Source organism: Oceanobacillus sp. M60 (genome assembly GCF_053839645.1).
This window is the reverse complement of the sequence record NZ_JBSSNH010000001.1, coordinates 482,372-496,395: the sequence shown is the minus strand read 5'-3', so window position 1 is coordinate 496,395 and position 14,024 is coordinate 482,372. Positions and strand designations below refer to the sequence as shown.

Below are 14,024 nucleotides of genomic sequence, written 5' to 3'. Positions count from 1 at the left end.
TAATATTGGTTAAAATAGCGATAATAGAGACAAGGAAATCCTTCCTTGCCTCTATTTAATGCTGATTTCATTTACCTTAACTCTAAAGGATGTCAGATAATTGACCGTTGCAACGGTCAATTATCAGTAAAGCGTTTTCTGCAAATTAAGTTAATATAAATATGACAAGGAGGGGTGCTGTGAGTTCAAAAAATAATCGTGAACAAAAACTGTTACTGTTTCTTTCCAAAAATCAAGATTACGTTACATCAGATGATATAGCTAAAATATTAAACGCTTCTCAAAAAACAGTTTATCGTTTAATAAAAAAAATTAATGATGAATATGAAAGCGGTTCTTTAATTCTCTCTGAGAAAGGGAGAGGCTACAAATTGGATTACGAAAAATTTATTAATTATCAAAAAAGAAATAAACAATACAAAGCAGACGCTTTTTCTCCTCGTGAGAGGCGTAAACGAATTATGGAAGAATTGTTATTGTCTTCTCCGAAACCTATAAATATCTATCACTTGTATAGCAACTATTATGTGGGAGACTCCGTTGTATCGAATGATGAACAAATAATGAGTGAAGAGCTTAAAAAGTACAGCTTGGTGTTAGAACGAAAAAATAGAAAGCTGGCTATATTAGGAGAAGAAATTAACATTAGAAAGGCAATTAAGGACATTATTGAAATATTTAATATTATTGATATTGATGATTTAAAAAATAACCCGGAACTTAATTTTAATAAATATGACGTTTTATTTATTTTAGACCAAATAAGGAGCATTGAAAAAGATTTAAATATAACAATCCCTTATCCATATAACGTAAATATTTTTTCGCATCTTTATATCTTGTTAAGTCGTTCAAGGAAAAATCCATATCTATTGTTTCCAGATGCGGTATCCCCTGAAGAAATAGAGAATATGAGAGAAAATAATATTTTATATCAGGTTGCGAAGACTACGGTCCATCATATTGAACAATATTTGAATAATACATTGCCGGAAATTGAAATTTATTTTCTTTATCAATACTTGGTGTCATCGAGAATGCAAGGGGTTGTTGGTTCCACGTCAACTTTTTCCTCAGAAGTTATTAAAGTGACTAAATTGTATATTGATGAAATGGGCACCAAATTAGGTATAAATATAGATAGCCAATCGATTTTTATAGATTTGGCTAACCATATTAAACCAATGCTGAATAGATTAGAACATAAAATTAGAATTAAAAACAATTTGTTAAGTCAAATTAAAATAACCTATGAAGAAATATTCGCAGGGGTAACAAAAGTTTCTGAGCTAGTAAGTGAGAAGCTTGATTTGCCGGTAATAAATGATGATGAAAATGGTTTTATCACGCTATATTTCGCAAAAATTATTGAGACAAGCCAGCATCAGCGCCCTATCAAAACGCTTATCATGTGCACAACAGGAATTGGAACTTCAGAACTCTTAAAAGCAAAAGTAGCTAAAAAATTTCCTGAATTAGAAATTGTAGATGTCGTAGCTTCCCGAAATATGCAAATGTTTAAAGAAAAATATGCTGATATTGAACTGATTCTAAGCACGGTTCATATTGGAGACCCAATATTTGTTCACTCTTTATTAGTAAGTGCCATGTTTACAATGGATGACCAAAAAAGGCTTCAAAGTAAAATAGAGGAGATTTATCATGAACGATAATTCATTTTACCAAGTTTATTTCAATAGTACTTTAGAAACGAAAGAGCAGGTATATGATTTTATTTCTACCATCGCCTGTCCGCATCATTCTTATCAGCAACGACAAGCTATTATTCATCAATTGAACGAGCGGGAAAAGGTTGGAAGCCCATTAATAGCAGAACATGTTTTGCTGCCGCATATGGAAAGTAATCTGCTTGAGGAAAGTCAAATTGTATTTCTTAGATTAACAAAGCCAATATTGTGTTGGGATAACAATATAGAAGATATTCGACTAATCATTATTATCTTATTAAAGGCAGATGAACAAGAGGAAATAAAGAAAAAAATCTCTTTATTTACAAGATCTTTAGCAGATGAAGATTATTTAAACCGTTTATTAAATGCCGAAGAACCATCAAGTTTATATAAAGAAATCATTACATTTTAGAGGAGGAAACATGATGAAAATTGTAGGAGTTGCAGCATGTACTGTAGGAATTGCTCACACATATATTGCACAAGAAAAACTTGAAAATGCCGGAAAGAAAGCAGGGCATCAAATTCATATAGAGACACAAGGAACTATTGGGACAGAAAACGAATTAACAGCAGAACAGATTGCAGAAGCTGATATTGTTATCTTGGCAGCAGATGTAAAAATTTCTGGACAAGAACGTTTTGAAAGGAAACGAACCATTCAAGTGCCAACAGAAATTGCTGTGAAATCACCAAATAAACTTATTGAGAAAGCAGAAGAGGTAGTAAATAAAAATCAATAAACTTTTTATTAAATGGAGGGGAAAGTATGGATGTAAAAGACATTATAGATGTAAATACGATCAAAATAAATATGAATGCTAAAAGTAAAGAAGAAGCATTAATAGAATTGGCAAATTTACTTTTAGAAAATGAGTATATCACAGATATAGAAGGATTTATGAAAGATATTTATGATCGAGAAGCAGAAGGACAGACAGGAATCGGAAATTACATTGCAATTCCTCATGGAAAAAGTGATTTTGTGCAGAAATTAGGAGTGGCTATTGGAATTAGTGAAGAAGAAATTCCATGGGAAACACTGGATGGAAATGGCGTGAAAGGAATCATTCTTTTTGCTGTAGGAAACGACAATGAAGGTGCGCAAAATCATCTGAAATTATTATCTTTATTTGCAAGAAAATTAGGTAATGATGAAGTAATCAAAAAATTACTCCATGCTTCAAAGAGGGAAGAAGCGAAAGAAGCTTTTAGTAATTAATATAAGGGAGAGAAAAGGATGAAAATTGTAGGAGTTGCAGCATGTACTGTAGGGATTGCTCATACGTATATTGCACAAGAAAAACTTGAAAATGCCGGAAAGAAAGCAGGGCATCAAATTCATATAGAGACACAAGGAACTATTGGAATAGAAAACGAATTAACAGCGGAACAGATTGCAGAAGCTGATATTGTTATTATAGCAGCGGATGTGAAAGTTTCTGGGCAAGAACGTTTTGAGGGGAAGCGAACTATTGAAGTATCAACAGAGATTGCTGTAAAGTCACCAAACAAACTAATTGAAAAAGCAAAAGAAGTTGTTGGATAAAGTAATCAAAGAATGGTATAGGAGGGTGGCAAATGAAGAAATTTTTTAGAGAATTAAACCTTAAAGGTCATCTATTAACGGCAATTTCATATCTGATTCCAATCGTTTGTGGAGCAGGTTTCTTAATAGCAATTGGTATGGGATTTGGAGGTACAAGCCAGGATATATTGGTACAAGGTGAGTTTTCCATTTGGGATGCTTTAGCAACAATGGGAGGAGCAGGTCTCGGTTTATTACCGGTAGTTATCTCTACAGGGATTTCATACTCCATTGCTGGAAAACCAGGGATCGCTCCAGGTTTTATTATCGGTTTAACTGCTAATGCCATTGAAGCTGGCTTCATTGGCGGAATTTTAGGCGGGTTCTTATCAGGTTATCTTGCTATAAGTATTTTAAAATACTTTAAAGTGCCTAAGTGGGCTAAAGGATTAATGCCGACGTTAATCGTTCCATTTTTTACTTCTATTATTGGCGGTTTAATCATGGTTTACATTATTGGTGTACCGATTGCTGCTTTTACATCAATGTTAACGAGTGCTTTAAATAATTTAGGATCTTCTTCTTTATTAGCATTTGGTGGCGTTGTAGGTATATTGAGCGGGGTTGACTACGGCGGTCCAATTAATAAAACTGTATTTGCCTTTGTATTGACCATGCAGGCAGAGGGTCTCAATGGCCCGATTACAGCATTACAATTAGTAAACACAGCAACACCGGTCGGTTTTGGATTAGCATATTTTATAGCAAAATTGTTTGGAAAAAAAATCTATAAACCATTAGAAACAGAGACGTTAAAATCGGCAGTTCCAATGGGCTTTATTAATATTGTGGAAGGTGTCATTCCAATTGTTATGAATGATATCATTCGTTGTGTGATTGCAACAGCTGTTGGCGGAGCTGCAGGTGGAGCAGTATCGATGATGTTAGGAGCTGATGCAACAGTACCATTCGGCGGAGTATTAATGTTACCAACGATGACTAATCCGATGTCAGGAGTTATTGCACTATTAGTCAATATTCTTGTAACGGGAGTAACATTGGCTTTAATCAAGAAAGATGTATCTAAAGACGAAGCGAGCGTAGAAACAGAAGTGGAAGAAGAAGATATTGATTTAGATGATATTAAAATTTATTAATATAATAATGAAACTTTTTCTAAACACTGAAAAAAGCTATAGAGACTAAAGGGATACTGGAGAACTTTTCAATATAATCGTAAATAAACGGAGGATTAGTAGAATATGAGAAAAGTAGAATTTTCACCGTCACTAATGACGATGGACTTAGATAAATTTAAAGAACAAATTACTTTTTTAAATAATCATGTAGACTCTTACCATATTGATATTATGGATGGCCATTATGTACCTAATATTACGCTATCTCCATGGTTTATCGAAGAAGTGCGTAAAATAAGTGATTTACCTATGTCTGCTCATCTTATGGTAAAAGATCCAAGCTTTTGGGTGCAACAATTAGTTGATATGAAGTGTGAATGGATTTGTATGCATGCAGAAGTACTTGATGGTTTAGCATTTCGATTAATTGATCAAATACATGATGCTGGGCTAAAAGCAGGAGTGGTGCTGAATCCGGAAACCCCAATTGATGCCATTAACCCTTATATTGAGTTAGTCGATAAGATTACAATTATGACAATTGATCCAGGGTTTGCAGGGCAACGTTTTATCGAAAGCACCTTAGATAAAATTGTGGCATTAAGAGAATTACGGGAAGAAAAAGGTTATCAATACGTCATTGAAATGGATGGTTCATCTAATCGCAAATCATTTAAAAGAATTGATGCGGCTGGTCCTGATATCTATATTGTAGGTCGAAGCGGTTTATTTGGACTAAATGAAGATATTGAAAAATCATGGGAAATAATGCGTAATGATTATGAGGAAATGACAGGGAAAGTATTATCATAAAACGTAAAGAGGCTATTTTAAGAATTTGCATAGCAAATTGTTAAATGGTCTTTTTTTCATTAGAGAAAAGTATATTTTGGAGTTTCATGATGTCAAAATACCAGTTGCAGAAGAAACATTAAAGGTACAAGTATACTATTCATAAAAGAAAGAATATGAAAGAGATATTAGTATTGAAAAACTTAAAAAATGACTGTAGTTACACATATAGTAAATGAAAGAACTTTCCTAGGAGAGATACCCTAAGGGATGTCTTTTTATATCTGTCGTGTATTCAGATAAATACGCCGGTTAATAGAAATCCTGATAATCTTCTCTATTAGACGAGCAATGTGGAAATGCTTACCTTCTCAGTCTGCGCACAATTTATTTCTCAATTTATTTCTATATCATTCAAAATAGAATACGACAACCTTTATTTACACTATCTAATTACTTTTTATTTGACGAAGCGTATATTTGCAATTATTGAAAACGCTTCCTTGATAGTCAGGAAACGATTCAGTATAGCGGTGGAAATTAAGGTGTATTTATAATGAATTTAGGAGGCGAACTAAGTGAAAGAGCGTCATGCCCGTTTACTCCAGTTATTAAAAATGTATGAACAGGAGGGGAAATATGTTGGTGGAGACGTGCTTAGTGAAAAGTTGGGAGTAAGCACGAGGACAATAAGAAGTGATATTCGGTATTTAAATGAAAATTACCTTGCAGATGCGGAAATAAGTTCAAATAACCGTCTGGGCTATAAGCTTGAAGGAAAAATGGAGGTTTTTAAGAAACAGGATTATTTTGAGTTTAATCAACGTGCTTTTTATATTGTTCAATTGTTAATGGAAGCGGATTCTTGGATGTCTTATCAGGAAATAGCGGATTGTTTACATGTTTCTGCACAGACGATTAATTCTGACTTGAATCGAATCACTGAGTTGATAAGCAGTCAGCAACTTGAGATTACGCTTGAAACAGAGACATTCTCAGGCATACGTATGATTGGGAATGAAATAGACAAACGTTTATTATTAGCTCATTTTGTAAAAAGAGATTTTGCGACAAAAGATGAATTAAGACATGAATTAAGAGAGCTTTTTACAAAATGGTGGTTTGAAGAAAGACAAATTGACGATACCATGGCGCATTTAGACGAGGTTTTGGAACAATATGGTGTATCCCTAAATATACAAGTTAAGTCTATGCTGATTGTGGCAGTTTTAATACAAAAATATCGTTTAAATCAAAAAGCCATTTCTAAATTTGAATTAGACCTGAGTCAAGACGACCAATCATTGAAAGAGAATTCTGCAGCCCAAGCTATTTTGAAAAAAGAAGGTCTGCCAGATGGCGAACTACTTTTAAGAGAATCTTCATTTCTAGCGGTTCAACTAATAGGGTGGAAGGTATTTCCTGATTCCAATGGGATAAAGGATAATCATCTGTTTAAAAATATCGACTTACAAATTAATGAATCACTAGCTGTTTTAGGTGATAAATATGGGTATGATTTTTGGGAAGATCACCAGCTGGTTAATGGTTTGCAGGCTCATATAAAAAGAATAATCTATCCATTAACATATAAAGCTTTAATAAATAATCCGTTTTTATCCTTTATTAAATCAGAATATATCCAAGCATATCAAATGGCTGTTGTTTTTTCAAAGTTAATAAGCAGCCGAGTTTCTGTCCATATTCCTGAAAACGAGGTGGGGTATATTGCGCTTCATATTGAAGCAGCTATTGAAAGGATGAATGATCTGAAAATCAAGGCAGCTGTTATTTTCAAAGAAAATCACGTTCTGGCTACACTAAGTAAACAGAAGATTGAGAACCACTTTAGACAGATTGAAGTGATTGACATTTATTCTATCGATGAACTGCACAAGCTGCCTGAAAATGTATCCTTGGTTATTTCCCAATTACCGATTAAAAATATCAATAAAAAAGTAATCGTAGTCAATGAATTTCTGCAGGCAGATGATTTGGCCTCCATCAAGCAAAATATCACTTTCGGTATATTAAAAGATCGGGTGAGTGAGGAAAAATTAATCTATCTCAATGAGTCAACAAAAGAAAATTTTTTAGAGAAGATGGTTGATCATTTTCGCCTGCAGCGTTACTTCAATGGCATACTGGATCGGGAGAATCTGTCTCCCACAGATATCGGTAATGAAATTGCATTACCACATCCGCTTTTTTCAACAAATGAAAAAGAATCTTACATTTATATTGGAGTAAATCAGCAAAGAATTTCCTGGGGAGAACGTTCTGTTCGTTTAGTATTTTTACTCATTTTAAGCGAAAAAGATAAATTGAAATATGAATATATTTATCGAGAAATCTATCAATTAATGAAAAATAAATCAACAGTTGAAAATCTATTATCTACAAATTCATATGAAGAATTTATGGAAAATTTACAATGATATATTGGAGGAATAAAAATGTTAATGACAATGAAAGAAATTCTAGACGTAGCATATAAAAATAAATTTGCAGTGGGTTCTTACAATGTTTCCAACAGTGAGTTGTTAAGAGCGATTATAGAAACTGCCGAAGAAAAAAATTCACCGGCAATTATTCAAATCCATCCCAATGAGCTTGATCTGGTAGGAGATGACTTTGTTGCTTATGCAAGAGAAGCTGCTCATAAAGCAAAAGTTCCCGTTGTCATTCATCAGGATCATTGCGGAACCATTGAAGGGACACTGCGGGCGATTCGAAATGGCTACACATCTGTAATGATTGACGGGTCGCATTTACCATTTGAAGAAAATATTGAATTGACGAAGAGAGCTGTAGAAGTTGCTCATGCAGTAGGCGTTTCAGTAGAAGCTGAATTAGGAACTATTGGGGAAAATGAAGGAAGTTCAGAAGGAGGAGCAGCCCAAATTTTATATACAGACCCTGATCAGGCGCAAGAATTTGTAGAACGTACGAACTGCGATACGTTAGCAGTTGCTATTGGGACTTCACATGGTTTTTATCCGAAAAATTTAAAGCCAGAGATTCAATTAGACCGTTTGGAAAAAATCAATAACAAATTGGATATTCCTCTTGTTCTGCACGGAGGTTCTGATAATCCAGATGAGGATATACGCAACTCAACAAAGTATGGAATTGCTAAAATTAATTTATCCAGTGATATGAAACGGGCATTTTTCAATCAGCTGCGTACGACATTAGCCGAAAAACCAGATGATTTTGAGCCAGATATTCTGTTCCCGGAAGCAAATAAGGCAGCGAAGGAAGTATTAAGAAATAAAATGGATTTGTTTGGTTCCTCTAATAAGGCTTCTCTTTATTGTTTAGGAGCAAAATAATACAAAAATTCCTTTTCTATTTTATTCTAACGAATTATAAAGGAGCTATGTGTGATGGAAGAATTGGAAATAGATTTGTCCGAATTGATTGATGAAACAGCTATCGACTTAAAAATGGATGTTCAGTCAAAGAGTGAAGCGATTGAAAAACTGACTGATTTGCTGATTTCTAACGGAACAATCGAATCAAAGGAAACTTTTTTGGAGGATGTTTTTGAGCGTGAAGAGCAAGGATTGACTGGAATTGGTAATGGTATTGCTATTCCTCACGGGAAATCAACAGGTGTCCAAAAAACTTCCATAGCGATTGGAAGATCGAAGAACGGTTTGGAATGGGAAACGTTGGATGAAGAGCCTGTTCAGACAATTATCTTATTTGCGGTTACTGAAAATGATAAGAATAACTTTCATTTAAAGCTTTTGGCTAAAATTGCAGGGGCACTGGCAGATGAAAACGTTTGTTATCAAGTTAAGAACGCCGATAATGCAAATGAAATTATTCGTGCTTTGCAAAAAGAAAACTAGAAAATAATCTTGTTCAGTTATTAAAAAAAGATTAATTCACAAGGAGGCATATGTATGAAGATTGTTGGAGTAGCAGCTTGTACAGCGGGAATAGCACACACTTATTTAGCGAAAGAAAAGCTGGTGAAAGCTGCGGAAGAAGCTGGACACATCGTGAAGATTGAAACGCAGGGAACAATTGGAACTGAAGATGAGTTAACAACAAAAGAAGTTGCAGAAGCTGATGTTGTGATTATAGCGGCGGACATCAGCATTACAGGAAGAGACAGATTTAAAGACAAAAAAGTAATCCAGATTCCTACGCATATTGCTATGAAATCGCCTAAAGCACTAGTAAAGAAAATAGAAGATGAACTAAATGCTGCGACGGAATAGGAGGGGAAATGGTGAAAAAGGCTGGTGTTGTAATCAAGAAGCATTTACTTACAGGAATATCTTATATGATTCCGCTTATCGTAGCGGCGGGAATATGTATAGCATTAGGCCAAATATTTGGCGGTATTGATGTTGCAGAGAAGGAAGGGACAATTCCTTTTTATTTAAATCAAATCGGCGGTTGGGGTATGACGTTAGTGGTTCCATTGATTTCAGCAGCTATAGCCATGTCTATTTCAGATAGACCCGGGCTTGCACCTGGACTCGTCATCGGTTTTATTGCGAATGAAATTGAAAGTGGTTTTATAGGCGGGATTATCGGTGGTTTCCTAGTAGGGTATGTCGTCCTTTTGGTCAAAAAATATATCAAAGTACCGAAAAGCATGCTTGGGCTGATGCCGGTAATGATTATTCCAGTAATTACAACCGTTATCAGCGGGCTCCTAATGATTACTATCATTGGACAGCCTATATCTGCTTTGCAGGGTATATTATTAACAATGCTTGAGAATATGGAAGGCGGATCCAATTTTATTATGGGTTCTATTCTTGGCGCGATGGCAAGTTTTGACTTTGGTGGTCCCGTAAATAAGACAATGTCTCTTTTTGCAGATGGATTACTGGTTGATGGTGTTTATGGACCGCAGGCAGTTAAGTTTATCGGTTCTATGGTTCCTCCATTTGGCATTGCTTTGTCTTTTTTGATAACGCGTTATAAATATACAAAAATGGAAAAAGAAGCGTTGAAAGCTGCGGTTCCGATGGGAATATGTATGATTACAGAAGGTGTTATTCCTATTGCTGCAAGAGATATTATCCGTGTCGTTACCTCCTGCTCATTAGGGTCGGCAGTCGGCGGCGGTCTATCCATGACACTTGGAGTAGGCAGCACTGTACCTCACGGCGGATTACTGGTGGTCCCGTTAATGATTCAGCCTATGTATTTCCTTCTTTGTTTAGGTGTCGGAATTATTGTAACAGGTATTACATTATCTGTATGGAAACCGGCAGTAAAAGAACATGAAGAGAATAAAGTGGAAGAAGAGGAAGAGGAAGCAGATCTTTCAGGAATTGATTTTAAAACAGGATTATAAAATGAAATAATGCAGAATGACCGACATTCCTATTAGTTTTTGGATATATATTTTGGTAAATGAAAAGGAAATTGCAGCATATGTGTAGGAAATAATACTATGGTTATTGGTGCTTTAGAAGTGGATATTCCATCTAATAGCGCTGCTCTAGAAATCATAACACATATAATTTGAGAAGAAGCTATTTACGAAAAACTATCATCTATTCTCATTGGATGGTGGTTTTTCGTTGTGGACTCTTATACTAAGTTTCTGTACCTATTAAATTAAAAGAAACAAAGCGCGATAACTCTTCAAAAATAATACAGTCATAAACCCAGTTAATTAAAGGTTTATGCTGTATTTTATTAATAGAACGATTTGGTTCATTATTCCATGCTTTAAAGCTACTCAAAAAAGACCAATACAAGTTATCCAACTATATTTAAATTTTTGCTCTAGACAAATCGAAATGATAATTTACAAATGAAGAATCAATAAGCCCCAAATGCTGTAAACCATATAAAATCCCATCTTGATTACAATCTGTTGTGACATAAGAAGCGACGTCTTTTAATTCACTGACTGCATTTCCCATAGCAACGCCATTTTTTACTGATGACAGCATCTCTATATCATTCTTACCATCCCCAAAGGCATAGACATTCTCTATAGCTGCGCCTGTATACTCGATAAATTTTTGAATTCCTATAGCTTTGGAAGAGTCCGCAGGCAATACATCTGCTCCAAAGTATCCCCAACGAACAAACTTATAATCTGTGTATTTTTCTTTATAGATGATTTCTTCTTGTTCTGTGCAGAATAAATTTAACTGATTTACTGTGTTCTGCTTATAATAATCTGGATCAACTGCAGGATAGTCCAGTTTTAAATGTAAAAAATTATCCTTCGCAAGTGGATGGTCAGCATGTGTAATAATAAGATCTTTATGGTTTCCAAAACCAATTGCATGGTTATGTTGAGCGGCAAATGTTGTAATATCATGAATAAATGTTGAATCTAATGACTCCGCATGAACCTCGATTCCGTCACATACCACTAGCTGTCCATTAAAAGCTATATAAGAGGAAATATTTAATTCTTTTTGAATATGTTGAAACATATTAGGCGCCCTCCCAGTAGCTATCACCGTGTAATGCCCTTTCTCTTGTAAATACTGGATGGCTGTTTTGGTGCTCTCAGGTATGATTTTATCTTCTGTCACCAGTGTCCCATCAATATCAAAAAAGATGATTTTTTTCTCATTCATTTTTTATCTCCTCCTTAAAGTAAACCATAATGTATGAAAAGCATTTCAGGTCAATATTTAAATTTCAATAATTGAATGTTGAAATATAGTCAAGAAAAATTTGACCAGAATAGAATGCTATTTCTGACCTTCAATTCATAAAAGAGTATTAATCACAGAATTGCTGAGAAAGAGTAATTGCAGATTATACAGACAAAAAATTTAGACCAATAAATGGAGTGTAAAATTGACGGAAGAAGTTGAAATACAATATATCATTCATATTCTTCCAAAAATCTCAAAATCACATAAAGTAATTTAAGATGCTTTAAACCTTTGAAGCAATTGTCATTGCTTTTGAATGATAGTTAGATTCAGTGCCTATATAACCAATGTTAGTTAATAATTGTTTTACATTATGCCAGAGGAAGGTTCTCGGTTATTTGAGATCAATTCACCGTCAAATTTAATAAATAGTAAATCACAGTCTTGTACACAGCCCTTTCCAAAAATTGATACGAAAGCGCATTTACAGAGATAATATAGGTGTTAAAATAAATTTAGAAGGGAGGGGAGGAGGTAAATGATACAGCTTGATGAACGTGGTAATAAAATATTAAAAGAATTAATGATCAACCCTAATATCACGAGTAAAGATGTTGAAAAAAAGTACGACTTAACTAGAAGACAACTTGGTTATAGCTTTGAAAAATTAAATGATTGGTTGAAAAGTAAAAATTATCCAATCATTGAAAGGACGAGTCAAGGAAATTTTATTATTGATAAAACAATTATTAAAAAATAGAAACCAAAAAATCCCCATAAACTTTAGGCCTTCCTGTTCGCTTATGGGGAATCTTATTTTTAATCTATGGTTTATTTTTCTATCGTAATCGTACTGCCAGGCTTCACATCAACAATTTCTTTCTCTTCTAAATAAAGTGAACCTGATTGCCCCGCTGTAGTGCTGCCATCAAATTTCAATGTGATATGACCTAAATCATTTAAATTTTTTCTTACTGCATCACCAACACTTGTGATCTGATAAGAAACATTATCTAACTTTAATATGTCTCCTACTGCAATATCTTCATCGACAGACACTAAATCTATCACGTAGCAAAAATCTGCTAGTTCATTTGGTGCATTATCTCCAAATAAAACCATCATTTTTTCTGCTTCAAATGCTTTTGCGTCTTTTCCGATACTTTTAATTGTTGTTTGATACATGTTAAAACACTCCTAAGTTTATTAATCTCTTATCTTTTCATTTATTATTTATACAGCCCAAAGCTTGCCAGCCAGGCGACAAATACTCTCGGTACACCATTTAAGAATCTGGAATACAGGACAGATGGTACACCGACTTCAATTGTTTTTGTTTCTGCTTCTGCAAGACCTAAACCTACAGGGATAAAGTCAGCAGCATTTTGAGTATTGATAGCAAATAATGCTGGTAATGCTAGGTTTGGAGGGATGTTCCCTTTACCGATCTCTACACCAATTAATGTTCCTAATACTTGTCCAATAACTCCGCCAGGCCCGAGTAATGGGCTTAGGAAAGGCAAAGAACATACAAAGCCGATAACCATTAGTCCCCAAATGTTTCCTGCCAGTGGAGACATAATATTAGCAAATAAATCACCGATTCCAGAGCCTTGAATGATACCAATTAGCAGGGCAACGAATCCCATAAAAGGAATAACAGTGTGCAGCATCGTTTCTACAGCATCACGGGAGGCCTGATAGAAAGTGTTAATTACTTTCCCTGCCCCTAACCCAATTTTGGTAAGCAAGCTTTTGTTTTCTTGCTCCGCACGTGTTTCCATAATTTTTTTATCTTTAGAATAGGTTGTTTCTTGCTCTGTCTTTTCTTCCTTCTCTGTTTCCTCAGAAGAAGCCTGCTGAACCGTCTTAGAAGCTTGGTCAGTACCTTCCTCTTCCCCAACAACACTTACCTGATCCACATCTACATTCGATACATAAATATCTTCTGTAATATACTGTCTTAATGGACCGCTTTTTCCTGTCGCCATAATATTAACTGTCGGGATACCTTTTTGGGGGTAAATACCACAGCGTAATGTACCTCCACAGTCAATAACAGCAACCATAATTTCGTCTTCTGGTACGGAAGTTTCAAAGCCGTTTACCGCAGAAGCGCCGGTAATTTCACATATTTTATCTACAATAGCAGGTTTATGACCGCCTGTCACATACATTACTTTATCTTTTTTACCATTTACACCGATTACTAAAGGACCGCCGAACCCGCCAGAACCTTTAACTATTTTGACTTTTTTACTCATGGCTTTAC

The 14,024-nt window shown here is 34.7% G+C and carries 16 protein-coding genes; 13 read left to right on the top strand and 3 right to left on the bottom strand.

Annotation, left to right across the window (positions count from 1 at the left end):
- The first annotated feature begins 179 nt into the window (after nt 1-179).
- From ACW0TQ_RS02490 to ACW0TQ_RS02435, 12 genes are all read left to right on the top strand, one after another.
- Entirely contained in the window at nt 180-1,673 is a 1,494-nt protein-coding gene (locus ACW0TQ_RS02490; RefSeq protein WP_256705627.1) for a BglG family transcription antiterminator, read from the top strand.
- Nucleotides 1,663-2,103, top strand: a complete 441-nt coding sequence (locus ACW0TQ_RS02485) for a PTS sugar transporter subunit IIA (RefSeq protein WP_212928715.1) — start codon at nt 1,663-1,665, stop codon at nt 2,101-2,103. The genes ACW0TQ_RS02490 and ACW0TQ_RS02485 overlap by 11 nt, the downstream gene beginning before the upstream one ends.
- A gap of 13 nt (nt 2,104-2,116) precedes the next feature.
- Nucleotides 2,117-2,434 carry a PTS fructose transporter subunit IIB gene (locus ACW0TQ_RS02480; RefSeq protein WP_212928714.1) on the top strand — a complete coding sequence of 106 codons (318 nt, stop codon included), beginning with the start codon at nt 2,117-2,119 and terminating at the stop codon, nt 2,432-2,434.
- A 26-nt stretch (nt 2,435-2,460) separates the two neighbouring features.
- Nucleotides 2,461-2,913, top strand: a complete 453-nt coding sequence (locus tag ACW0TQ_RS02475; protein WP_212928713.1) for a fructose PTS transporter subunit IIA — start codon at nt 2,461-2,463, stop codon at nt 2,911-2,913.
- 18 nt (nt 2,914-2,931) lie between these two features.
- Nucleotides 2,932-3,240, top strand: coding sequence for a PTS fructose transporter subunit IIB (locus tag ACW0TQ_RS02470; RefSeq protein ID WP_212928712.1), 309 nt, complete (start codon nt 2,932-2,934; stop codon nt 3,238-3,240).
- Between the two features lie 32 nt (nt 3,241-3,272).
- Nucleotides 3,273-4,376 (top strand): PTS fructose transporter subunit IIC, encoded by a 1,104-nt coding sequence (locus ACW0TQ_RS02465; protein WP_212928711.1) that lies wholly within the window; start codon nt 3,273-3,275, stop codon nt 4,374-4,376.
- Nucleotides 4,377-4,481: 105 nt separating this feature from the next.
- Nucleotides 4,482-5,171, top strand: coding sequence for a D-allulose 6-phosphate 3-epimerase (alsE, locus tag ACW0TQ_RS02460; protein WP_212928710.1), 690 nt, complete (start codon nt 4,482-4,484; stop codon nt 5,169-5,171).
- 557 nt (nt 5,172-5,728) lie between these two features.
- Nucleotides 5,729-7,588, top strand: a complete 1,860-nt coding sequence (locus ACW0TQ_RS02455) for a BglG family transcription antiterminator (RefSeq protein ID WP_212928709.1) — start codon at nt 5,729-5,731, stop codon at nt 7,586-7,588.
- A gap of 18 nt (nt 7,589-7,606) precedes the next feature.
- Nucleotides 7,607-8,485, top strand: a complete 879-nt coding sequence (locus tag ACW0TQ_RS02450) for a ketose-bisphosphate aldolase (protein ID WP_289584948.1) — start codon at nt 7,607-7,609, stop codon at nt 8,483-8,485.
- A 54-nt stretch (nt 8,486-8,539) separates the two neighbouring features.
- On the top strand, nt 8,540-9,010 hold the full coding sequence (locus ACW0TQ_RS02445; RefSeq protein WP_246528995.1) for a PTS sugar transporter subunit IIA: 471 nt from the start codon (nt 8,540-8,542) through the stop codon (nt 9,008-9,010).
- 54 nt (nt 9,011-9,064) lie between these two features.
- Nucleotides 9,065-9,385: a PTS fructose transporter subunit IIB gene (locus ACW0TQ_RS02440; protein ID WP_212928707.1), complete on the top strand. Its 321-nt coding sequence runs from the start codon at nt 9,065-9,067 to the stop codon at nt 9,383-9,385.
- Nucleotides 9,386-9,393: 8 nt separating this feature from the next.
- Entirely contained in the window at nt 9,394-10,479 is a 1,086-nt protein-coding gene (locus ACW0TQ_RS02435) for a PTS fructose transporter subunit IIC (RefSeq protein ID WP_246528994.1), read from the top strand.
- Nucleotides 10,480-10,903: 424 nt separating this feature from the next.
- Here the strand turns inward: ACW0TQ_RS02435 and ACW0TQ_RS02430 are convergent, their stop codons facing one another.
- Entirely contained in the window at nt 10,904-11,728 is an 825-nt protein-coding gene (locus ACW0TQ_RS02430; protein WP_212928705.1) for a Cof-type HAD-IIB family hydrolase, read from the bottom strand.
- Between the two features lie 562 nt (nt 11,729-12,290).
- On the opposite strand from ACW0TQ_RS02430, the gene ACW0TQ_RS02425 reads away from it, so the two are divergent.
- Complete coding sequence (locus ACW0TQ_RS02425) at nt 12,291-12,512, top strand: hypothetical protein (protein ID WP_212928704.1); 222 nt, start codon at nt 12,291-12,293, stop codon at nt 12,510-12,512.
- Nucleotides 12,513-12,583: 71 nt separating this feature from the next.
- On the opposite strand, the gene ACW0TQ_RS02420 is transcribed toward ACW0TQ_RS02425, so the two are convergent.
- Complete coding sequence (locus ACW0TQ_RS02420; protein ID WP_212928703.1) at nt 12,584-12,937, bottom strand: PTS glucitol/sorbitol transporter subunit IIA; 354 nt, start codon at nt 12,935-12,937, stop codon at nt 12,584-12,586.
- Between the two features lie 44 nt (nt 12,938-12,981).
- Complete coding sequence (gene srlE, locus ACW0TQ_RS02415; protein WP_212928702.1) at nt 12,982-14,016, bottom strand: PTS glucitol/sorbitol transporter subunit IIB; 1,035 nt, start codon at nt 14,014-14,016, stop codon at nt 12,982-12,984.
- Between the last annotated feature and the right edge of the window lie 8 nt (nt 14,017-14,024).

Excerpts from the sequence above, each read along its gene's own strand:
- ACW0TQ_RS02450 (WP_289584948.1), top strand. The coding sequence starts at position 7,607 with ATGTTAATGACAATGAAAGAAATTCTAGACGTAGCATATAAAAATAAA.
- ACW0TQ_RS02465 (WP_212928711.1), top strand. The coding sequence starts at position 3,273 with ATGAAGAAATTTTTTAGAGAATTAAACCTTAAAGGTCATCTATTAACG.
- ACW0TQ_RS02435 (WP_246528994.1), top strand. The coding sequence starts at position 9,394 with ATGGTGAAAAAGGCTGGTGTTGTAATCAAGAAGCATTTACTTACAGGA.
- ACW0TQ_RS02480 (WP_212928714.1), top strand. The coding sequence starts at position 2,117 with ATGAAAATTGTAGGAGTTGCAGCATGTACTGTAGGAATTGCTCACACA.
- ACW0TQ_RS02430 (WP_212928705.1), bottom strand. The coding sequence starts at position 11,728 with ATGAATGAGAAAAAAATCATCTTTTTTGATATTGATGGGACACTGGTG.
- ACW0TQ_RS02420 (WP_212928703.1), bottom strand. The coding sequence starts at position 12,937 with ATGTATCAAACAACAATTAAAAGTATCGGAAAAGACGCAAAAGCATTT.
- srlE (WP_212928702.1), bottom strand. The coding sequence starts at position 14,016 with ATGAGTAAAAAAGTCAAAATAGTTAAAGGTTCTGGCGGGTTCGGCGGT.
- ACW0TQ_RS02475 (WP_212928713.1), top strand. The coding sequence starts at position 2,461 with ATGGATGTAAAAGACATTATAGATGTAAATACGATCAAAATAAATATG.
- ACW0TQ_RS02485 (WP_212928715.1), top strand. The coding sequence starts at position 1,663 with ATGAACGATAATTCATTTTACCAAGTTTATTTCAATAGTACTTTAGAA.
- alsE (WP_212928710.1), top strand. The coding sequence starts at position 4,482 with ATGAGAAAAGTAGAATTTTCACCGTCACTAATGACGATGGACTTAGAT.
- ACW0TQ_RS02470 (WP_212928712.1), top strand. The coding sequence starts at position 2,932 with ATGAAAATTGTAGGAGTTGCAGCATGTACTGTAGGGATTGCTCATACG.
- ACW0TQ_RS02440 (WP_212928707.1), top strand. The coding sequence starts at position 9,065 with ATGAAGATTGTTGGAGTAGCAGCTTGTACAGCGGGAATAGCACACACT.
- ACW0TQ_RS02445 (WP_246528995.1), top strand. The coding sequence starts at position 8,540 with ATGGAAGAATTGGAAATAGATTTGTCCGAATTGATTGATGAAACAGCT.
- ACW0TQ_RS02425 (WP_212928704.1), top strand. The coding sequence starts at position 12,291 with ATGATACAGCTTGATGAACGTGGTAATAAAATATTAAAAGAATTAATG.